The organism is Candidatus Melainabacteria bacterium (assembly GCA_003963305.1).
Taxonomy (GTDB): domain Bacteria; phylum Cyanobacteriota; class Vampirovibrionia; order Obscuribacterales; family Obscuribacteraceae; genus PALSA-1081.
The window spans coordinates 23761-45557 of record RXJR01000005.1 but is presented as its reverse complement, the minus strand read 5'-3'; the positions used below and the strand labels follow the sequence as shown (position 1 = coordinate 45557).

Annotated in this window: 21 protein-coding genes and 1 tRNA gene; 4 read left to right on the top strand and 18 right to left on the bottom strand. The window is 50.6% G+C overall.

Annotation, left to right across the window (positions count from 1 at the left end; all coding sequences use genetic code 11):
- Positions 1-103 precede the first annotated feature (103 nt).
- On the top strand, positions 104-565 hold the full coding sequence (locus EKK48_07190; GenBank protein ID RTL44063.1) for a type II toxin-antitoxin system PemK/MazF family toxin: 462 nt from the start codon (positions 104-106) through the stop codon (positions 563-565).
- Here EKK48_07190 and EKK48_07185 read toward each other — a convergent pair.
- The 12 genes from EKK48_07185 to EKK48_07130 form a co-directional block, all read right to left on the bottom strand.
- Entirely contained in the window at positions 535-3960 is a 3426-nt protein-coding gene (locus EKK48_07185) for a CPBP family intramembrane metalloprotease (protein ID RTL44062.1), read from the bottom strand. The two genes, EKK48_07190 and EKK48_07185, sit on opposite strands and share 31 nt — an antisense overlap.
- Positions 3957-4367, bottom strand: a complete 411-nt coding sequence (acpS, locus tag EKK48_07180; protein RTL44061.1) for a holo-[acyl-carrier-protein] synthase — start codon at positions 4365-4367, stop codon at positions 3957-3959. The genes EKK48_07185 and acpS overlap by 4 nt, the downstream gene beginning before the upstream one ends.
- 106 nt (positions 4368-4473) lie before the next feature.
- On the bottom strand, positions 4474-5043 hold the full coding sequence (gene folK / locus EKK48_07175) for a 2-amino-4-hydroxy-6-hydroxymethyldihydropteridine diphosphokinase (protein RTL44060.1): 570 nt from the start codon (positions 5041-5043) through the stop codon (positions 4474-4476).
- Positions 5044-5248: 205 nt separating this feature from the next.
- Positions 5249-6040: a tetratricopeptide repeat protein gene (locus EKK48_07170; protein RTL44059.1), complete on the bottom strand. Its 792-nt coding sequence runs from the start codon at positions 6038-6040 to the stop codon at positions 5249-5251.
- A gap of 164 nt (positions 6041-6204) precedes the next feature.
- Positions 6205-6924, bottom strand: coding sequence for an HAD family hydrolase (locus EKK48_07165; protein ID RTL44058.1), 720 nt, complete (start codon positions 6922-6924; stop codon positions 6205-6207).
- Positions 6925-6936: 12 nt separating this feature from the next.
- Positions 6937-9837 carry a diguanylate cyclase gene (locus EKK48_07160; protein ID RTL44057.1) on the bottom strand — a complete coding sequence of 967 codons (2901 nt, stop codon included), beginning with the start codon at positions 9835-9837 and terminating at the stop codon, positions 6937-6939.
- Positions 9838-9985: 148 nt separating this feature from the next.
- Complete coding sequence (locus tag EKK48_07155; protein ID RTL44056.1) at positions 9986-11251, bottom strand: hypothetical protein; 1266 nt, start codon at positions 11249-11251, stop codon at positions 9986-9988.
- 20 nt (positions 11252-11271) lie between these two features.
- Positions 11272-12474: a M50 family peptidase gene (locus tag EKK48_07150; protein RTL44055.1), complete on the bottom strand. Its 1203-nt coding sequence runs from the start codon at positions 12472-12474 to the stop codon at positions 11272-11274.
- 2 nt (positions 12475-12476) lie between these two features.
- Positions 12477-13253, bottom strand: coding sequence for a twin-arginine translocase subunit TatC (gene tatC / locus EKK48_07145; protein ID RTL44054.1), 777 nt, complete (start codon positions 13251-13253; stop codon positions 12477-12479).
- Positions 13254-13274: 21 nt separating this feature from the next.
- Positions 13275-14078 carry an RNA methyltransferase gene (locus EKK48_07140; protein RTL44053.1) on the bottom strand — a complete coding sequence of 268 codons (804 nt, stop codon included), beginning with the start codon at positions 14076-14078 and terminating at the stop codon, positions 13275-13277.
- Between the two features lie 36 nt (positions 14079-14114).
- Positions 14115-14585, bottom strand: a complete 471-nt coding sequence (locus EKK48_07135; GenBank protein ID RTL44052.1) for a 50S ribosomal protein L20 — start codon at positions 14583-14585, stop codon at positions 14115-14117.
- Positions 14586-14732: 147 nt separating this feature from the next.
- Positions 14733-14942, bottom strand: coding sequence for a 50S ribosomal protein L35 (locus EKK48_07130; protein ID RTL44051.1), 210 nt, complete (start codon positions 14940-14942; stop codon positions 14733-14735).
- A gap of 247 nt (positions 14943-15189) precedes the next feature.
- Here EKK48_07130 and EKK48_07125 point away from each other — a divergent pair, with 247 nt between their 5' ends.
- Positions 15190-15759: a hypothetical protein gene (locus tag EKK48_07125; protein RTL44050.1), complete on the top strand. Its 570-nt coding sequence runs from the start codon at positions 15190-15192 to the stop codon at positions 15757-15759.
- An 87-nt stretch (positions 15760-15846) separates the two neighbouring features.
- Here the strand turns inward: EKK48_07125 and EKK48_07120 are convergent, their stop codons facing one another.
- From EKK48_07120 to rpsF, 6 genes are all read right to left on the bottom strand, one after another.
- A complete protein-coding gene (locus tag EKK48_07120) occupies positions 15847-16224 on the bottom strand; it encodes a hypothetical protein (protein ID RTL44049.1) in 378 nt (125 codons plus the stop codon).
- A gap of 295 nt (positions 16225-16519) precedes the next feature.
- The gene (locus tag EKK48_07115) at positions 16520-17065 is read right to left on the bottom strand and encodes a translation initiation factor IF-3 (GenBank protein RTL44165.1); all 546 of its coding nucleotides are present in this window, start codon (positions 17063-17065) and stop codon (positions 16520-16522) included.
- A 78-nt stretch (positions 17066-17143) separates the two neighbouring features.
- Positions 17144-17226, bottom strand: a tRNA-Leu gene (locus EKK48_07110).
- A 173-nt stretch (positions 17227-17399) separates the two neighbouring features.
- A complete protein-coding gene (gene rpsR, locus EKK48_07105) occupies positions 17400-17636 on the bottom strand; it encodes a 30S ribosomal protein S18 (protein ID RTL44048.1) in 237 nt (78 codons plus the stop codon).
- A 53-nt stretch (positions 17637-17689) separates the two neighbouring features.
- Positions 17690-18160, bottom strand: a complete 471-nt coding sequence (gene ssb, locus EKK48_07100; GenBank protein ID RTL44047.1) for a single-stranded DNA-binding protein — start codon at positions 18158-18160, stop codon at positions 17690-17692.
- Between the two features lie 24 nt (positions 18161-18184).
- Positions 18185-18571, bottom strand: coding sequence for a 30S ribosomal protein S6 (gene rpsF, locus EKK48_07095; protein RTL44046.1), 387 nt, complete (start codon positions 18569-18571; stop codon positions 18185-18187).
- A 158-nt stretch (positions 18572-18729) separates the two neighbouring features.
- On the opposite strand from rpsF, the gene EKK48_07090 reads away from it, so the two are divergent.
- Together EKK48_07090 and EKK48_07085 are read left to right on the top strand one after the other, a co-directional pair.
- Positions 18730-19707: a hypothetical protein gene (locus tag EKK48_07090; GenBank protein RTL44045.1), complete on the top strand. Its 978-nt coding sequence runs from the start codon at positions 18730-18732 to the stop codon at positions 19705-19707.
- Between the two features lie 86 nt (positions 19708-19793).
- Positions 19794-21710 carry an ABC transporter ATP-binding protein gene (locus EKK48_07085; GenBank protein RTL44044.1) on the top strand — a complete coding sequence of 639 codons (1917 nt, stop codon included), beginning with the start codon at positions 19794-19796 and terminating at the stop codon, positions 21708-21710.
- Positions 21711-21797 lie beyond the last annotated feature (87 nt).

The window sequence follows — 21797 nt, the reverse complement described above, 5'->3', positions numbered from 1 at the left end:
ATTTGTGCTTTTTAGATCTTTTTAGACCGAGCTTCTTTAGACTGATACAATGGTCTAGAAAGTCATTTTGGGACTTTATTTACTAAAACGAGTAGAGGCTTAAATGTCCTCCAGAGCACCTCAGTACAGGAAAGGCGACGTTGTCTTAGTATCCTTTCCTTACACCACAGACGAAGGACAGACGCAAACAAAGCGGCGTCCGGCTGTGATCATTTCCAATGACTACAATAACCAGCGACTCGACGACGTGCTACTGGTGCCGCTGACAAGTAACACAACCAGAGCCGGGCGCGAACCAACCCAGGTTGTCGTTGCCATGAACACGCCCGAAGGCAAGGAAGCAGGCCTTCGTCTGGACAGCGTTATCGATTGCACGGTCATTGCAACCATTCCCAAGACTCTTTTGGTAAGTAAGATCGGTCAGTTTCCAAATGAGACTATGGAACGTGTCGATCAATGTTTGATGATCGCCATGGCAATCGGGCGTCCGGTTCAGACTGAGCCGAGACCACCGCTTTCTTTCGGCAGCGGCGATCAGAATGAGCCCAAATCTGAAAGTGCTTGATTCTTAGCTTGAGCAGCCGGTTTTGGTTTGCCGCCCAGAAATCTGGGACGGTTTGTTCTTTTGAAAATCACATACATGACAGGTGACATCATCAGAGCTGTCAGAAAGACGAGGTCGTCAAAATACAGTCCGGCTGCGTGTTTCATGAGAACCCGCATGGAACCGACGATGGTTGTGATGAATCCAGCCAGGAAATAAGCGAGCAGGTTTTCTCGGGCCAGCTTTGAAACAAGGAAATAGATGATGGCAAATGTGACCAGATAGTTGACTACGTCTATCAAGTAATCTTGCCAGTATCTGTCCGGGCTGGGGAAGATGAAGCTGACCACGAGCGCAAAGATGAAATAGTTTCGCGCCGTGCGTAAATACTTGAAATAGATGCCGATACAGATTGCTGATGCAAAAACTAATGTCATGCCTCTCGTCACCGCATCCAGTACCGTACTGACGGAGGGGTTGAAAATGTTGACCAGCCCGCACAAAACCTCGAGTGGTGCCATTGAAATAGTGGGAGAGATGTGACTGCGCACCAGACCGAGAGCGATCCATAAAACCCGCTGCCCGAGCCCGATTACGAAACCGATGATGGTGGCATCGAGCCAGATGTTCAAGCTGACTGACTTTTCTTCAGGGCCGGCCGGCAAGAATGTTGTTCTCAGGACCGATGCTACGGAGGTGCTGGGCATGAGCAGGCGCAACGCACCCAGACCGAATGCGGCAATGGCTGCGTACATAGCGATTGTCGATGTGGCGCTGGCGAATGTGCGCACACCTTCAGCGACAAAAAAGGAGACGAGGGGCATTTTCGTATCGTACTCAGTAAACAGATCCGGCAATCCGTTCACTGTCTCAATCATGTTGAAGATGCCAATCACTACCCCAATTGCAATTGCGGGTTTCCATGGAATGGCTTGTGAGCGCAACACGCCTTTCGCCCACCAGATCAAGGCAACGGCAAATACAAAGTAGACGAAATAGACGAGGACTTTGCAAATTTCTTCGCGTAAATACTTTTTGTCGCGGTCGAACTTCCATTTGTCGGGCAAAATCCAGTTGTGATCGTAACCGCTTACTCTGTCACCGATACACTCAGAGGTGAGCTTGTATTCAGCTTCCCCGACTTTGTATTTAGGCACGTCGAACTGCACCGTATAATCAGTGCGCGCCTCTTTTTTCTCTTCTCTTGGTTCTGCCGCCAGTGTGAACGGCACGATTTCACGATGTTCCTTGTTGAGGAATGCTTCTATCTTCTCTTGCGCTTCTTTCTGTGTCAGGTTGGCTCCAGGCTCGTCATCAGGTTCGGTCAGACCGAGCGAGAGCACTTTTCCACGCGAATCGACGAGCACCAGATATTCTTTCTGTACAAGATGCTTGAAAAATCGTATGCGCCAGATGAGCGGGCGCTCCGGGATCTCGCTCAACTCATAGAGCCGTTTGGGAGCCTTTTCGAACACATATTGCATTTCGCTGTCGTCCAGACCTTTAACCAGCGATGCTGAATACGAGTATCCGTCCAGGTGCACGTCGTTGGCTTCCAGGTACTGTTTGGCTCTGGCAATAGCACTTTCTCGTGGTATCGTCAGTAGTGCGCTCTGCCCGATCGCCGGCACATAGTAAAGAAACTGGATCGCCGTAAAAATTGTTGCCATGCATGCCAGAATCAGGCGCAGCGGTCTTTTCATTGGTTTGTATTGATACGTGCGCGGCGCTAGCTCTTCAGCTACTACCACAGCTGGTGGCAATTCAACCGGAGTCAGCGCCTTGTTGCTGATTGAATCTTCGTCGGTGAACTCTCCGCGTTTGGCCCGCAAGATAAGAGAACCTGCAGCCAGAGCCAGAAACGGCGTCAGCGCCAGGAAGGCACTGAGGCGCATGGTTGGAATGGAGGAGGCGAACAGCGGTTCCAGACCGAGAAACGTATCAATCAGGTTGTGAGAGAAGATACACGGAAATACCCCGAAATAGCGCAGGATAGTGCCATAGAAAAAGCCCACCACCGTGAGCTCGACGCCGCGAGCGTAAGGCGGCTCCTGGGGATAGTTGCTGTGCATGAAAGCCCAGGCGGCGGCTTGCAACAAATTAGCTACCCAGAAGTTTTTTACCAGTCGTTGAAAGCCAATCAGCCCGATTACGCGATAAGTGAATTCTTCAGTCAGAGAGGCGTTGAAACCCACATTCAGGGCTGAAAAGAATGGGAAGTAAGAGCTCAAAGACTCTTCATTTTGCACTTCAAGTGGGCACCACAGTCCCAGCGGTCTGCCTGCCAGATAGAAAAGAACTATCCAGCCAAGGTGTGTTCCGAACGCGGACGTGCCGCTTACAATGCCGTTCAGCGTGGTTCTTGTGCGCAGACCAATAGTCGTCAGCACTTTTTCGAGGGCCATTTTCTCTGGGAAAGAGCGGCGGTAGATAGATTCTGCTGCTGCTGTCAGAATGAATGTCTGGACAAAAGTCTGCACGGCGCCCGTGAATATTCCCATAGCCAGATTGAGTTGGAATCCGTGCTGCGGCATACTCGTGTCATAGCTGTGCCACTGACTGGGTAATCCGTTCAGGCTTTCAAGCGTATTGAGCACGGCGTAGACGACCGCGACGATGAGAGCAAAACGCCAGCGAATCAAATTATTGGCAAAAGCCCATATAAAAATGAAAAACGACCCGGTGTTCAGTGCCACGTAAAATATGCTGGCTGCGTCAGCCAGTGCATCATTGTAGGAACGCAGCTTGCCGAATTTACGTGACCAGACGTCGGGCACGTGCAAGTAATGATTATAACCAGTCACCTGATTTCCGCTTATGTACACGTGCGTCCGAAGCTTGGCTCCGTGCCATTCATGAACAGTGTCTTCCCACGTAAAATTGTGATCGGTTCTGTGCGGTTGCTCGACTGTGGCCTGCTCGATCAGTTTGTAACCATCGAGACTGGATTGTGCTTCTCTGGTGACAAAGTCCTGGGCCATGGTGAGAGCCTGGTCGTGTTTCACCGTGGGCAGCTCTCGATCATTTTCCAGGCTGCGGTCAAAGGCAGTCAGATGCCCGTCTGGGCTGAGCCAGCAGCCAAATTCTTCTTGCTTGAGCGGCTTGCAAAAGCGTGTTGTCCAGTACCATATCGGAATTGTTTGCTTCATCAGAGCATTTGCTTGTGTCGATCCAAGCTCGTACTCGAGGAAAGTTTTTCCATCGTCGTCGTAGGCAAAGGTGGTTGAATGGATGGGAAGTATTTCACTGTAGCCCAGTTTCTTAGCCCATTCTTCAGCGCGCTGAGTTACTTGAGTTTTTGAGAGCTTGATTTCAATACTTGCTGAAGGAAAAACCTGCGACGATTTCAGCAAATAAAAAGAAAAGCCGATTATTCCGACAATCGCCAGACACCATAGGTAGTGGCGTTTTTTCACGGACTGGTCTCCGTTGGACCGTAAGCGACTACGAAAGCGACTGCATACTCACGCTCGTGACTTAAAGTCACCTCGATATTTGTCAATCCTAATTTCCTGGCTAGCACTTCAGCGCGTCCGTGCAGGCGGATGCCGGGTTCGCCGGACCGCTTCTTTGTCACTTCGACGTCCTTCCAGCCGATTCCGTTCCAGCCTGTTCCCAGCACTTTTGACATAGCTTCTTTGGCTGCGAATCTGGCGGCGAAACGTTGGGCCGCGCCGTGCTTCCTGCCGAAGACATATTTCGCTTCGTTCTCAGTCAAAATGCGTTCAGCAAAACGATGGCCAAATCTTTTGTATGTATTCTCGATACGGTTGACTGAACAAACATCGGTACCGATTTTCAGTTGAAAAGGAAGGGTTTCCATCTAAACAACCTTTCGCTGTGGCTGATTATTTCAGCATAGCTCATTCTCTGAAATCAAAGCCGGACTATTTGGAGCCGCTTTTATCTGTTCAGTGAGACCCGTTGAGTCACTGATCGACTCCGCGCGTGCCGTATAAAAATACTAACTCTGGAGCGGGAAGTGCTTCATGAATTTGAGTGACTGTTCTGTTCAAAATCGGATGCACGAAATTAGGTGCAATCTCTAAAAGCGGCACCAGCGCATAGGCTCGCTCAGCAATGTATTGATGAGGAACGTGCAAATAAGGTGTTTCCAAAACTTCATCACCGAAAAAGAGAATATCCAGGTCGATTATTCTTATTCTCAAACCGTCGTTACGCCGACTGGAAACAGACTCTTTGCTGTGCATTTCGGCTAATCGTTTTTCGATGTCTTTGCAGACGTCGAGCAGCTCTTCGGCGGTCAGAGTTGTGTCTACCGCGGCGACTGCGTTGACGAACCACTCTTTATATTCTCGATTGACCGGCTCTGTCTCATAAAGACTGGAACACTCAATTACTTTGATGCGAGGAATGTCTTTGAGCAACTGCATTGCCTGCTGTACATAGCCCACGCGATCGCCAACGTTTGACCCGAGTCCTATGAAAGCTCGACTCTGGCGCGGATTGCCTCTTATTTTGCGCGGCTCGACCAAAATATTTCTCTCTTGCCCACTTCAGGTGAGCGCGCTAATTATATCGACTCAGCCAGGTCTGTACGAGTCTTGACTTGCAAGAACCTTTGTTTATGCGTACTGAATGCTGACCTGGGGGAACATGCACAGCTTATCCGGCCGGGGCGGAATGGTTACCGTACCAGATCAGGTGCTGTGGGTCGTTCAGTTGCTGTGGGGTGTTCAGGTGCTAGGGGTTGTTCAAGGAGTCTTTGCGCTGTTGCATCAGACGACCAATACCAGACTGCGTCGGCGGCGCCTCGGTAGAAGGCGGTGGCAAAGGAAATTGTGGAGATTCCGGCATGACGGGCTTTTGAATTGGCGGAGGAGCTCCGACTGAGTGCAATATTTTGCTGGAAGGGGGCACGGTGTCTGACTGTTGCTGTTGCGTTTGTTTTGGTGGGGTGCTTTGAGCTGCCTGAGCCGGCGCCTGGGCGTGCGACGGAGCTACTCCACCGGCATTGTAGGCCTGATATCTTCCCGACATGTTCCACTTGCCGGTAGTCGCGCTCTTGGCCATGGCCCGCATCTGTTCTCCCTCTGCGTCTCGATGGACACGAAAGAGCAGATTTGCATAGTTTCCGAGCAAGTTGATAACTTCGGGATGTTTTGCGCCAAGTGCTTTCGTTTGCACGGCCAGAGCTTTCTTGTACAGGTTTTCAGCCTGCTCGAATTTGTCTTGCATGTGGTAAAGCATGGCCAGGTTATTTGCGAGGATGCCGACGTCTGGATGAGTCGGTCCGATTGTGCGCTCGTAAATTTGCAGAGTGCGTTCGCAAAGCGGCTCTGCTTGCGCGTACTTACCCTGTTTGAAGAGCAACTCGGCCAGGCACTCGAGCGTTACTGTCAGTCTTGGATCGTTTTCCGGAAAACCCTCTGCATCTTGCAGTGCGGCATACCAGAGTGATTCGGCGTGTTCGAGTTTGTTTTGTTGAACGGCTCGCTCAGCCTGTTCTTTATAACTCAGCCATCTTGCATCCATGGCGAAACCTCAGGCTTGGAAACGATGTTCCTCGCGTGGCTTTGGGTCGGGGCTCCCTGTCGTCACTTACTACTATAGCAAGCGGCCTTTGGTTCGGGAGTCCTTTGCTTCTTGTTGTTGCCCGCAAAAATTCTCCGGTCTTGAGCTTTCGTCTCAAGAAAAGATCAGTATTTGCATTCTGTCGACGCCGGCATAGACGCTAGAATGGCGTCCATGACTGCCTGTGTGTCAGCCAGCGATTTGAACAAGTATTCTGGATTGGCGGCTTGCAACTCGTCCCACGAGGTCTTGCCTGTGTTGACTGCTATGCATTTTGCATTGTAGCCTTTTGCGCACAACACATCATTGACGCTGTCACCGATAATGACGACTTCGTCTGGCTGGAAGTGAATTTTGAAAAGCTGCCTGGCTCGTTCGACTGCAACTGCAGGAAGGTCTAAACGGTTCGCAGAGTCCGAACCGTAGGCGCCCAGCTCAAAGTGTTTGTTCAGATCGAAGTGGTCGAGTTTCATTCTCGCGCCGCGTTCTACGTTGCCTGTCAACAGTCCAAGATACATGTCCGGATGCGCTGCAATTGCTTCAAGCAGAATATAGACGCCATCATGGACGATGTAATATTTTGAGGCAACGATTTCTTCCTGCAATAAGCCCAGATACTTGTCGATTACTACCGGAATGGCGTCGTTGATTTCATGCAACGGAATCGCTGATGCCGTCAAAATCTCGGTCAAGATTTGCGGGTCTGTCTTGCCTGACATGGGGATGTTCAGGTGGTGCGGCTCAATTTGATAGTGCTCGTTGAGGACTCGCGAGATGGCGCGTCTTCCCGCGCCGTCCGATGAAATCATCGTTTCGTCGATATCGAATAGAACTAATCTTTGCACTATTGGACTTTCTTAGTTGCGGATCTTGTTGATTTTCGAGAGTTTGTTGTCGGCATCACTGTCACGATTGATCACCGGGGTGATAATGGGCAACGACGAAGCTACAGCTGGTGGTGTCGTAGGTGGTGGCGGTGTGAAGACAACGCCCTCGCCCAGATCGATGGCAGTCGGTTCCGCCTCAAATAAACGCACTTGATCTCTGCCGCTATTTTTGGCGACATAGAGTGCCTTATCTGCATTTTCGACCAGTTCAGCCATTTCCATGGCATGTTTTGGAAAGGATGCAACGCCAATCGACGTAGTGATGCGTCCCAGTCCTGGCACCGGTGTGTTGCGGATCTGGCTGCAGAGTCGGTCTGCAATCAGTGCAGCTTCAAGCAGAGTCGTTTCAGGAAGGATAATGGCGAATTCTTCACCACCATATCTGGCTGCAGTGTCACCTGAGCGCAACAAGGTCTTGAGGATGGCACCGATCTGGCGGATGGCGGCATCACCAACCGGGTGACCAAACTTGTCATTGATCATCTTCAACTTGTCGAGGTCGATCATGAGCAGCGAGCAGGAAGTATTTTTTCTCTTCGCCAGTCTGATCTCTTCAGAGAGACGATTCTTGAAGTAAATGTGATTGTAGAGCCCTGTCAGACCATCTGTAATAGCCTGATGTTTGACCTGTGCAAACAGGTGTGCGTGAGTGATGGCAATGGCGACCTGGTCTGCGATGGCAGCGACCAGTTGAATTTCGCTCGAGTCCCACGTTCTCATCGAGTCGCACTGATGCACCATCAGCAAGCCAACCAGCCTGTTTTCGTGCAGCAGTGGAGCGGCAATCATCGACTGTGAGCTGACCACGTCCAGGAAGTCTTTGAAAGGTAGAGTGCGGCTGTCTTCGAACACATTGTTGATCACCGCTATTGGTGCATCTCGCAGTGTCGTTCCGGCTGGTCTTGGTGAGCCCCATTCGTCTTCTGGCGCCGGCGCTTCCATGATTTCGTCGAGATTGATGCCCAGCAGTGTATTGTTTCCAGGCAGAATTCTATTCAAACCTATGTTCGGATGGAAATCGATGGCATCGGAGTACATGTTGACGCCTTTGACGTCACTCATGTGAGCAAGATGGAACTCGTGTGTGACGACGAGCGGTCCTTCAGTGCGAGGCTGGGCGATCTGGATGCGGTCAGCCCCGAGTGCTTGACCGAGTTCTTGCGTGACGGTATTGAGTATGGTGTCAAGGTCGAGAGAGCTGCGCACCGATCGGCTGATGTGGTTGATCAGAAGTTCCTGTTCCGCCATTGTCTTGGTGCGGTTGTATAAACGCGCATGTTCCAGAGCCAGGGTGACGTGTCGTGTCACCGCCTCAACCAGTTCTAATTCGTAGTCGGACCAGACTCTCAAGGTGTCGCACTGGTGTACGAGAATCAAGCCGAGAGCACCACTTTTGGTTGTGATCGGGCAGGCGATCAGAGATTTGATCGAGCGCCAGTCGTTGGGAGAGTCTTTGGAATTCTCGAACAGAGGTGTCGGACCCCGGTCATCCAGCATGTCGAGTGAGAGAATGGAGCCCTGTTCGATGATCATCTGCATAACGCTGTCTCTGGTTATGCGAATTGACTTGTTGTGCAGTGATGTGCCGCCGAATTTTTCGTCCCACCAGACGTGGTTGAAGACGAGCTCGTCGTCTGAGATATCGACTGTGTCTTTCGTGTCGATGAGGGCCAGGCAACAGCGGCTGGCTGAAAGTGCCTGACCCAGTTCGCGCACTGTCGTGTTTAAAATTTCGTTGATATCGAGAGATTGCCGAATCGATTCGGACAGTTTCTCGATCATAGCTTTCTGGTCTTGTCCGACTTCCAGCTGTGTGGCCATTTGATTGAACGCCCGCGCCAAAAGTCCCAGTTCGTCTTTAGCCGGAACATGCACTCTCTTGGTCAGGTCGCCGCGACCAATTGCCAGTGCTTCTCTGACTAGCACATTGATTGTGCTCGTGAAGTGGTTGGTGACGAGAAATGCCAGACCTACTGAGATGCCGATTGCACAGCCAGCCAGACAGGTCATGATGAACAACCAATCGTGAGCCGCACCGTATATGGAATCAGTCGGTACACCAACTACGACAAGCCAGCCTGTTTCAGGAACACGGTCGAAGGCATAGGCGCGAGCGGTCGGGTCTGCGATTCCCACTGCTTCGAAGGTGCCTCGGGTCGTCTTCGATGCTGCTGTAACACTCTTGGCGTGCGAGAAGTCTTTACCTTCCCAGTAGTCATTTTGCAGGGTGCGCGCTACTACTCGTTTGGAGTCATCAACAACGGCGACTATGTTTCCGTTGTTTTCTCCCAGACCGAGAAATAAATTGAGCACTGCTTTCGGGTCGATTGCGGCAACCAGTACGCCCTGCAGTTCACCGCTTGCTATAACCGGAGCGCCGACTAAGATGGCCGCTTTACCGCTGATTGGTGCGTGTTCATAGCCTGAGACGAGTGGAGACTTTGTTTTTTCCACTTTGGATATAAAAGGAACGCTCGTTAAACGCACTGCAGTTTTTTGTGCGTTTGGTATTGCTGATGTGCTCAAAACCGGCTCACCGGCAGCACTGAAAAGAGTGATTTCAGTCCAGAATGGTTGTGCTTGCAAGGCTGTGGCAAAGACTTTTTTGGACGTGTCTAAATTCATCTGCTGTACAGCATGAATAGATGCAATCGCTCTGACTGTGCTTAGCTGAGCTTTGGTCCACTGACCGAGAGTGCGCACTGAGATGGCGGCCTGAAACGTCGTTGCCCGCTGAGCTTCTTGCTTGAGGGTGCGATATTCCTTCCATAGAGAGAAACTTCCGATAGCAAGCAACGGAGCGGCCACTCCCAGACAAAGGAGCAGCATTCTGGTTCTAATATTGAATCGAGTCGGAAATTCTACAGCCACGCAGTCATTCTCTATAGTCCAGTTCTACGGTGATGCCTTTATCTTGATAACCGGACGCCACGAGAATTATAATTGTTATCTAAGAGAGTGAAAGGCCTTGTCGCGTTTAGTAACGACTAATTCGCCGTTAAGGGTGGGATTTCACGCATTAGAATCTGTTAGTACTTTGACTTAATCTTCTGCCTATACGACGTTCTTCAACAGAAACGAGCCAGTCATATGCCTTCTCAACGTCCAGTGGCACTTTGTTTTCGAGATCGAGAGTGAGTCCCAGATGCATGGCGAGAAGAATTTCTTCGCCTGCCTGTTCTTTTTTGCCCTGAGCCAGGAAGACGTCTACTTTCACCATGCGCGCAACCAGGCAGGCGTCGTCAAATTCCAGGGCTCGCTCAGAGAGATTGAGCGCACCGATAATGTCGCCTTCAGCGAAGGCTGCGCAAGCCGCTGCGGCGAGCAAACTGCCTTTCAGGTCACCGTCTACACCGGGATGGTCTGAGGTGTAAATGAAGGCTTTGCGAGCGGCTTTGTAATCGCGACGACGATAGAGAATCAGAGATTCAAGAAAATTGGCGTACAGAGACTGACCGAAATTGTCGCGCAGGCGTTTCAGTTGCTTCTTCGCCTGGCGCCGCAAGCCGGCTTTGTCATAGAGCAGACCGACTTTGCAAACCAGTCTAGGACTGTCAGGGTAGGTGCGCATGTTGGAGAGTGCTTCACGCAACTCCTCATTGGCGGCTGGTCTTGAGAGTTCGGAGAACCATGGGCGCACCTTGGAGTAGCGCATGAAGAGTACAAAAAGGGTTGCTAAAGTGAGATGGATAGCCACAAGCGGCATCCTCTGCTCGACTGCGCCGTCCTGAAATGCCAGCTGCCATCGCACTCCACCCAGCCCTGCAATGGAAAGGAGCGGGTCGGCGATGAAGTTGAGACTGAGCAAAAACACTGACGTGTAGCCGATGATCGTGGCAAAAAATGGATGAGGCTTGAAGAAAAGTGCAGGTAGAAGGCAGAGAGCCAGCAGGGTTGTCGCTATTGAACCTGAAAACAGAACTGGAATCACATACTGTGTCGGCAGTTCAGCAGGCACAATGTGATACCAGAGCAAGCCGTAGTTGAGCGATTTGACGAAACCGCCAAACAAATCGCAAGCCATCGACGTTGTGCGCATATCTACCAGTAGCGCCAGCGGGTAGATGAGGAAGATGACGACGCGCCAGGCGAAGGCTCTGTCTTCGTCGTTCAAATCTTCTTTGGTTAAGCGGTCGCGTTCGCTAAAGAGCCGCCAGATTGTATTTATACCTACCAGCGCGGTGACGCCGGTGACGCTCCATAGGTAAATGTCGTTCATGCTCACGGTGTTAATCAGGTCGCCTGCGGGGTCCTTAATTGGCTTGTCATTATAGGGACCCGTCACCTGACAAGCCTGAGTAAAAATTATTCCGCCGGGTCCGAAAGCTTTATTGCCAAATCGATTTCCTTCTGAACCAGCTCACCAAGCCGGGAATCCAGCCATCTGGCGTTTTCCAGTTGACCCAATTCGTCAAGGGCCATCATGTGAAGCCCAGCTTTATTAAGCGCCCGGGCCCGGTAAAACCTGGCATCGCCAAATTCGGGTGCGAGCCTCGCGGCGGCACTGAAAACCTCCAGGGGCATTTTCCACATCTCAGGAGGCACAGGTCCATTTTTGGTTTTCGTTTGAATGACCCGCTCTTCCAGTTGACCGACTGCCATCAGTGAACGCGATTTGAGGATCGCCGAGGCATGAGGATTCTGGCTCAGTTCAGTCAAAATCGCCTGAGCCTGTGGGATTTTATTTCGTTCTACATCAATCCAGGCTTTTAGATATATAGGATCGGCGAATTTCGGATTCAATTTCAAGGACGTGTCAGCTGCTTCTTCGGCGAACCTGAGCAAACCGGCTGCATAGTAGTGCCAACCCAGATCCAGATAACGGTCGGCACTGGGGTGGTCCTTTAAATCATCCAGGATAAGTTGACGTTTGTTCTCCCAGTTGGGGCGCGTCCTGGCTGCAAACCACAAGGCGGGCGCCTTGCCTGTGAAAGCATAAATGAGCGCAATTACTATAATGGCGTGAATGGCGGCTATATATGGAAGCCACGATGTCACTGGTGTCGAGTAAATCAACTGCCAGTCGCCGTACATGCCGAGTGCCGACATCAGGGCATAGACAATGGCGGTTCCAGCAATAGACCACAATGCCAGGTAAGTCAGGATCGCCACCACCGGCGGTGAGGCGATGAATAGAGAGGCGACGAAAGCCAGCAGTCCAATTGCTATCTGCACACCGCTTCCGGCAAGAAGAATCATCAGTTCTTGCTCGGGTGTAAAAAATCCAGACGGTCTCACGTAGCCCCAGAGTACGCCATAGTGGAATTCGGCGATTTTTCCGCCGCACAGTAGTGTCGTTACCGCGTGACCGCATTCATGGAAAAAGACGACGACAGGCATGAGCACGAACATCGTAATTTGCATGAGCAGATGTCGGTCGGCTGTGGTTAGATCAATATCCCAGAGGCTGTGACGTTGTTCCCATGCCATTTTAATCGTGTACAGCATGAGCGGCACGACGATGATGATGACAAAGTCTTGCGTAAAGATGACTGAAGGATCGAGCATTGTCAGCGCCCGAACAATTTCAGCAAAAGAATGGACAGGAAATACAATCCGGTCAGAGCCGCCATGACCATGAGCATAGACATCGCGGTCGGGTCGGGAGTGACTATGGCAGCTATGACGGTAATGCCGGCAACTGCGTATTTCCAGATACCCAGAAGCATGCGCGAATTGACGATGCCTGTGAATGACAGCGCAAATATCAAGATTGGCAATTGGAAACACAATCCCATATATAAGAGGATCGAGCTAACCAGGGAGATATAGAAATCGAGTCTCTGGTTGATGGGACTGACACCGACTCCAAAAGAGTTGAAGAAATTGAGCATTGGCGGCAAGAGCAGGTAATATGCAAAGGCGGCGCCACCAATAAACAGAAGCGGACTGCCAATAACAATCGGTGTCATCACGGCGCGCTCTCTTTTCGTCAAGCCGGGCGCGATGAAGCGCGATAGCTCGAACAAGATGAATGGCGACGCGGCAATCAAAGCCGCATAACAGGCAACTTTGAAGAAAACCAGGACAGGTTCTTCCAGGGACAGCGCTTGAAACTTGATATCACCGGCTGGTTTTTCCAGGAATGTAAGAATATCTTTTGTGACGAAAAGCATTGCGATTAGAGCGACGCCGATATATGCGATCGATCTGATGATGCGAGTACGGAGTTCGTCGAGATGCTCGACGACTGTCATCAAGCCTTCAGTCGACTCTTCGTCTTCTTTGATTGCCTGGTTGGTGGAATCCAGGTGCTCTTCCAACTTTTCAAACCCGCTTGTTGTCATTTGAGAATCCCATGCGCCATTTTACCGCTTCATGGCGCTACGCTGTCGAGCGCATTCAAATAGAACCACAGCGGAGCTGACCGCAACATTAAGAGATTCGGTCTGGCCTGCCATGGGAATGGTCACTACCTCATCCGCCAGCTCGGCTACCTCGCCGGTCAGACCGTTGCCTTCATTGCCAAACACGAAGGCCAGTCCTTGATTTAAATCCAGTTGCCAGAAAGGTTTCTCGGCAGTCGGCTCCAGAGCGATGATTCTAATATTCTCTTCTTTAAGACGTTTTACAACATCGTCCATTTTCATTCCGACAATCACAGGCAGCTTGAAAAGCGCGCCCATTGCGCTTCTTACAACCTTGGGGTTGAAGGCATCCACACTGCCTGCGGTGGCAATCAGGCCGCTGGCGCCAAAGGCTAAGGCTGCACGAATCATCGTGCCTAGATTGCCCGGATCTTGTACCGATTCTGCCACCGCAATTAGTGTCGCAGTTCCCTTCAAGCAATCGGAAAACTGCGGCGTGTGGATTTTGCCTGTGCTGACAATGCCGCACGGAGTCGATGTTGTGGTCAGATCACGGAACAATTTGTCGTCGACCACAGTAATCTGTTCGATGTTGGGATTTTCGCTCGCCGAAAATCCCGAGTTCAAATAAGATGAACTGACAATTACATCCTGGATGATTATGCCTTTCGACTGCGCTTCGACAAGCAGTTTAGGCCCTTCCAGAAGGAAGAGCCCATGTTGCTCTCGGCCAGAGCGCTGCTGTAAACTCCGCACTTTTTTCAGTAGAGAGTTAGAGGCGCTGCCGATCGAATTGATCTTCATCGCTGCCTGCTGTTGGTGCGTGTGCCCTGGTTTGCTTTAGTGAGCAGCGAAGGTTTTTTCGCGAGCTTTTTCTGCTTCTTTCTTCTTCGCTAAGCGCGCCTGTCTATCTGCATGCGCTTTCTTATCGGATTCGATTTTTTCAGCCAGGGTCTTGTCGACGAGCTGTTTGGCTTGTGACGCCAGAGCTGCGAAAGCTTCTTTGTCATTGACAGCTACTTCGGCAAGGACTTTGCGGTTGAGGGTAACGCCAAGCTTGTCGTTTGCCCAGATAAATTTGCTGTAGCTGAGTCCGTTGGCGCGGCACGCAGCGTTGATTCTGGCGATCCAGAGACTTCTGTAATCGCGTTTTTTCTTGCGTCTGTCAGCAAAGGAATTTCGCCATGCTCTCATCACTGCCTGTTGTGCGGCGATGAAGAGTTTTGATTTTGATCCGCGGAATCCTTTGGCGTACTTGAGGATTTTTTTGTGGCGTTTTTGTAGAACGTTGCCACGTTTGACTCTAGACATTACATCTCCTTCTTCTGATGAAACGAGTCGTGTGATTGAGAAGCCGGTTTTGTTTTCAAAGCTTGAAAAGTCTGTTTCGTCATCGGAGAGGAGGTTCCTTAGACAGAATCAGACGCCGGCACCTTCGTCGAACCAGGCATGCCTGGCTTAACGAAGGTATTTCGGGTAGGGGAAGAGTTCCCGTACGTTGTCGTCTTGGGTCTTATCAAGTGGAGCCCAGCCGCGCAGATTGCGCTTGACGGATGGGGACATCCATTCGTTGATGTGGCGCTTACCTGCCTGCTTGCGCAAAATCTTACCGGTGCCGGTGATTTTGAAGCGGCGGGCTGCAGCCTTGTTGGTCTTCATCTTTGGCATGAATTTGCTCCAGTGGCTAATCATGAGGTGTTGCCAACTATTGTCAGTAACAATAGTGAGCATTCGTAAGCCCCAGCCTGGTAGACGGGGACGAACTGTACATCATAACACCACTGATGCCGATTCCGGGCGTATTCTCCATGTTTCCTCAATGTTTCGCAGTACACGGGAGGGCTGCCACACCTTTGAGCTGAAAAGTCCATCCCCCTTTGCTTTTCGGGTAAATTCAGTTTTTGTCAGGATTTCCGTGATATTCATGGATGGTGTGCGCCAGTTGATACCGATACTGCCCGAAATCATGGATTTTTTCAGAAATATCATCGGTTTGTTATTCCCTGCGGGCAAGATGCGTTCGTTGGAAGATGGAAGCCCAGTTCATGCAAATGACAATACAACTCAGGCAAGACTCGGCGACCCAACCGAGTTGCCGGATGTGTGTTGCCCCTTCAAGCTGGTCTGGTCGATTGCTCGGGACGAAAAGGACGAGCGCATTTTGTATTTCGAGTTTGAAACAGACGGCGGTGTTCACTTGTATCGAGAACTAGCCAGGTTCGAAGATTGGTCGAGAGCGAAGCAACTAGTGGCACTGTTCAGGACAAAATATGAAGAGAAACTCAGCGAAATCTATCTCGCTCCAGGCGTCGGTATCTATGTTGGCGGTGACGACAGTGCGGGCTGGGCAAACTTTGTTGACTTTGTCTCAGAACAAGGTTACGAGCGCATCATGCAAGATATCGAGTACGTAAAACGCGATGGGGCGACACGCGAAATCTTAGTGCCCGAGACGATTTTTCGCCTTCGCTCGACCGATTGCTGACACTGGAAAACAGTCTCTCAGTGCGGGCATTTACGGTTTAATTGCAGACAGAAAGCAATTATTTTAATGTCACCGGATATGGTGGCATTAAAACGGCAGTCCCCAGATGCTGGGCCGCAGCACGCCGACTATAAAGCATACAGGGCTGAAAATAAGCGATACGAAAGCATTCAGGTCGCTGATTATATGAGTGACATCGCCAGTTAGCGGCGCGCGGATCATCTCAACAGCTATCGGTACAATCATGGCGTAAGGAGAAAGCGACAAGCCGATCAGCAGCCCAAAGACGACGATCGTGCCTGTCTTCTCGGCCAATCTGCGATCTAGAATTCCGGCCAGCCACTTTCCCGCTGCCAGTCCGAGCAGGAAGGCAATGAAGCAGCACAACAGAGGTACACGAATAAATGGCATAATCCAGCCGCCGGCAAAACCAATGGCAACGCAAATTGCCAGTGTTCTTGTCACAAGCCATGCTGACGGGCCGGACGAAGAGCTTTTCGCGGCGCCTCCCATGCAAGCGCGGCAGCGAAAGCCGACCGGGCATTGAGTCATGCAGTTGCTACAAATAGGTGCTTCGCATTCGCTGCACTTCAAGCGAGAATCCGCGTGATTGCACTTTCCTGCCACGTCTTAAACCTCTGTTCTCACCGGTGTCGCGTTTGCTTGATCTTTACATGTACATAGTCTGATTTATACAAGATGAAGCAGGACTTTGCGCGTCCTGCTTCCAATTCAATAGATTCCAACCGAATCAAATCAGTTATGTGCTTTCAGCCGTTTCTGCAGCTGGTCTGGAGCCACCACGCGACGGCAATGGCGAGAGAATCATAAGGACGCTCTTGCCTTCCATTTTTGGCTCTCTGTCCATCATGGCCAGGTCTTTCAACTCGTCGGCGAATTTCTGCATCAATTTCATCGCCATGTCTTTGTGTTGCATTTCGCGTCCACGCAGGATGGTGAGTACTTTGATTTTGTCGCCGTCGTTGAGGAATTTTTGAGCGTTGCGGAGCTTGACCTGGTAGTCATGCTCTTCAATTTTGTAGCGCATCTTGATCTCTTTAACATCGACAACGTGATGCTTACGCTTTGTTTCACGAGCTTTCTTTTCTTGCTCGAATTTGAAACGACCGTAATCCATTATCTTGGCTACGGGCGGGTTAGCATCGGGTTGGACTACGTATAAGTCCAGTCCTCGTTCTCTTGCCGTGTTGAGTGCTTCACGAGTGGGAACGATGCCCAGCTGATTGCCCTCTTCATCGATCAATCTGAGTTCACGGTCACGAATCCTCTCGTTCAAGAGGGGCATGTCTCGTCGTGCTTCCGGTCTTCGCGGATCGCCTTTGTCTACGCTCAATAATCACCTCATGGTTGGAACTAAAAAATATGCCGAAGGTGGGACTTGAACCCACAAGAGATTGCTCTCACTACGACCTGAACGTAGCGTGTTTGCCATTTCACCACTTCGGCGGGTCGAATTGCATTAGCCTAGCAGATAGCTGCTTGGCGTTATCTGATTCTACAACACTATCTTACGGCAACCAAATTAAGTGCCATAGTCAAGTGAGAACTCAACAGGCTGCCCAACACAAGATGGGCAGCCGGCTGAAAGATTTTTTGTGCGATTGTGTACAAATTTGAGTTTAGCCGTCAGCGGTGTAAGGCATGAGGGCGATATCTCTGGCTCGCTTGATAGCGACCGTGAGAACGCGCTGGTGACGCGCGCAGTTGCCGCTGATGCGGCGTGGAAGAATTTTGCCGCGCTCGGTGACAAACTTCTTCAAACGGTTTGGATCTTTGTAGTCTACGAAATCCACTTTATCGGCGCAAAAGCCGCAGGTTTTACGGCGACGTGGTGGTGAATCTTGCGATTGACGCATTTACCTTTACCTCTTTCCTTATTATTAGGCGTCTTAGCAGTCAAGCTGCTGACTTAGAACGGAATCTCGTCTTCGGAAGCGAAGATTTGGTCGAGATCCTCTGATTTGTTCGCTTTGGGACCACCGGATTTAGCTCCGGCGCGAGCTAGTTTCGGTTCAGCCGCTCCGGCATAGTCGTCTGATGCGCTGCTTGCTCCGCCAACTGCGGCAGTCAGATTTTCCACGGCAATCGCATCGATTTCAACGTCGCGTTTGCGTGAACCATCTTGTGCCTGGTAGTTGTTGATTTGCAACCGTCCATCGACGGCTACGAGGTCACCCTTCTTGATTTCTTGAGCGCATCGCTCAGCGAGATCTCTCCAGGTAACAATTTTGACGGCAGCAGTTTCTGTTGCACCATCTGCTCGCGGTGCGGATTCAACCGCAATCGCGAATTCAGTTACTGCAACGTTTGTGGATGGGGTGAAGCGCTTTTCGGGCGCTCTTATCACTCTTCCAGAAACAACGATTTTGCTTAAGCTCATGAAAATCCCTGATGTGTTGTGGGGTTACAGAGTCTTTGCCGACTCTTTTTCGTGAATGACGATAAGGGAACGAATGATGTCTTCGGAAAGTGTCATCATGCGCTTGATGCCCAAAATCGCATCTGGTTTCGCGTGGAAAATGGTGAGGACGAAATATCCATCGCGCATTTTGTCGACTTCATAAGCAAGTCTGCGGCGGCCTTTTTTATCGGTTGTTTCGATAGTGGCGCCGGTTCCTTTGATGAACTCTTCAACGGCGAGGACTACTCTGTCTACAGCGTCTTCATCAAGGTTTGGCCTGATGATGTAGACAACTTCGTATGGTTTGATTACGTTGCTGGCCAATGGTTTTCCCCTCTGGTCGTCTGTCCTGCAAAGCAGGCAAGGGACGTTTGTATTACAAATTCGCAACTAATTGCCGGACGAAAAGTCAGGCAACGTGCAGAACATTCGGCAAATTCTACCACGGGATCCAAATAGGAGTGCCATTTGCGTAGTCTCAACATAGCCAACGCAACGGTCTTGCAATAAACTTTCCTTGTTAAGGTTGTTTCACCTGGCGCTTGTAAATGAAACAAAGGCATCTCCCAACTCTTGTAATCGCCGTGTGTAGCGCATTTTGCACGTTTTCACCGACTGTGCTGGCGCAAGGAATCCTGGCTGAGCCGTCGTCAGGCGACCAGAATCCCATGCCGTTCACGCCGCAAGTGCCTGGAGTGGCGCCTGGGTTCACTCTACCGTCCATGAGTGCTTATAGTTTGCCTGTGCCAGCTGGTATGCGGCCTATCCCAGCCTTCACCCCTGATCTCTTCAAGCAGGTCACTTCCACTCGCCTCGGCGCAGGTACCGTTCTGACCGGCATCCTGGAAGATGACCTTTCCAGTGCCAAGAATCAAGTTGGGGATGTTTTCTCAATTCGACTGGAGAATGGATTCTCCTCTAATGGTGTGGTGATTATTCCGCCCCAATCTAAAATTCTGGGCTCTGTCATCTCGGTCAAGTCAGCCAAGTTTCAAAAGTTCGGAGCGCCGGGGTCGATGGATGTCAGTCTCCAGACTCTCGTCTTCCCGGACGGCCGGTCAACACGCATTTTTGGATTTGTCGAGCACAATCCGGCCCTTGATATGAAGAGTAAAAACGGCACAGGAAGCGCCTGGTCCGGACCATATCAGACTGTCAAAGCCTCAGCTCTTTCTGTTTTTTCCGGCATTAATCAAAAAACAGGGCTGCCTATTCAAATGCCAAACATGCGGCAGGGTCTTGATTTCACTATGTCGAAAGGCGAACTCTTGCCCGTGCGTTTGAACCGCACTTGCGATCTCTCTAATATGGCTGCACCGCCAGTGATACCAGGTACTGCCATGGCTCCAGCGACAATGCCTAACTTCACCCCTTCGGCTGACGGCATGCCACCGCAGGCACCTCCGATCGGCCAATCGGCGACGGCAGGTTTGCTGCCCGGTCTTGCTCCCGGCGAAGATTCACACTTCGGGCTTTCAGCACCGGTGAAGCCAATGCCTCAATCTGATTTGCCTGAGCCATTTTAAAAATCTCTCAGGCGTTACTGTAGTTGTATTTTCAGGCTCCTGGGTAAGTAGGAATAATCCACTTAGCTGTTTCGCCGTGAAAGCAAATGACTGCATCATCTTCGACCGGTGAAGTTTCATCTCCCGTTAGTGAAAACAAGCCACTGCCACCGCTAAAAAATTGGTTTAAGCAATTCAGCGAGGCACTGCAGGTGATGGCAGGCACGCCGCGAATTCTTCGTCTGGTGTGGCAATCGCATCGACAATTTACGGCAATTTTGATTTCCGCCAATATTGTTCTCGGCCTGGCGCCAATGGCAGAGATCTGGTCAATCAAGTTGATTATTGACGGGGTGGCGCAGTGCATAAAAACTGGAAATTTTTCCGGCACAGAGCAGGCAAACCTGGTTGGTTTGCTTGTCGTGCTGGCTTTAATCCGCCTGGTCAGCAGTTCTATGGAGCCCACGGTTCGCCTGGTTCAGGAGCAACTTGGCGATCATCTCGTTCGCGATATCAATTTGCTGATCTTGCGAAAGGCAAACAGCCTGGTTGATATTTCAGTTTTCGAAAACTCGACCTTTCACGATAAGCTGACTCGCGCACAAAATGAAGCAAGTTATAGACCGCTTGCCATACTCAGTAACGTGACGGCGATCTCGCGCTCATTCATAAGTTTGACATCAATGATCTGTGTGCTTGCGTCCTTTCAGCCCTGGTTGGCGGCTGCGGTAATAGCGCTGGCTATGCCAAATCTGATTGCTCAGATCAAGATGCAACACGAGTCCTGGGCTATTCAGAATTTTGAAATTCCCGAAGTGCGTAAAATGCGCTATTTCGCTGAAGTTCTGACGCGCGTAGAAACAGCCAGTGAAATTCGTTTGTTCAATCTTGGTGACCTGTTCATAAAGAAATACCTGGACAAGTTTGCGGAATTTCAAAAGGCTCATGCAAAACTGCGCGCCAATCACTGGATAAGGAATTTTATTCTGGCTAACATAGCGGCAGTGGGGCTGGTCGCTTCCTACTCCTATGTTGTCTTTAGTGCTCTGCGCAATGTTATTTCGCTGGGCAGCCTTTCTATGTATCTGACTGCCACAACTCAGATTGAATATCAATTGGAGATAATTATCTGGTCGATAGCGCACCTGTATCAAGGGAACTTGTTTGCAAAAAACATGTTCGACTTTCTCGAGGTGTCATCGCCCGTGGTATTGCCTGCGACTGGCGCGGCAAAACTGGTGCCGAAAAAATTTGAGCACGGCATTCGCTTTGAAAATGTCAGTTTTCATTATCCAGACAGTGAGCGCGAGGTTTTTGAGAACCTTAGTTTTGAGCTGAAAGCGGGGCAGTCGATTGCGCTGGTTGGAGAGAACGGTGCCGGTAAGACTACTATCGTCAAATTGTTGTCGCGGCTCTATGAGCCTGTTTCGGGACGCATCCTTGTTGATGGAGTGGACCTGAAAGAATACGACTTAACCAGCTGGCGGGCGAACTTGAGTGTCATATTTCAGAACTATGTACGGTTTCATCTGACAGCACGAGAGAATATCGGAGTGGGTAATGTCGATTTTCTCGACGATATGGAACGGATTGTCGCGGCTGCCGAGCGAGCTAGCGCTGTTTCTCTGATCGAGAAGTTTTCGGACAAGTACGAAACCATGTTAGGCAAATGGTTTTCTGCAGACAAAGGGACGGAGCTCTCCGGCGGTGAGTGGCAGAAAATTGCCCTGTCGCGAGCTTTCATGCGAGCCGGTGAGGGTGAAGCGCAGTTGTTGATACTGGATGAGCCAACTTCTGCGCTTGACGCACAGGCAGAATACGACATCTATCTCAGATTCTCGGAGTTGACCAGAGGCAAGACCACGCTTCTGATTTCGCACCGTTTTTCGACGGTGAAGATGGCTGATGTCGTTCTGGTCCTGGAGAAGGGAAAGATCATCGAGCAGGGCAGCCATGACGAGCTTATGCTCAAGAATGGCGAATATGCGCGACTCTATAATTTACAGGCCGATCGCTACAAATAGCATGCGAGCAATACACGGATAGCCAGCCGATCGCTACAAATAGCATGCGAGCAATACACGGATAGCCAGCCCATCGCTACAAATAGC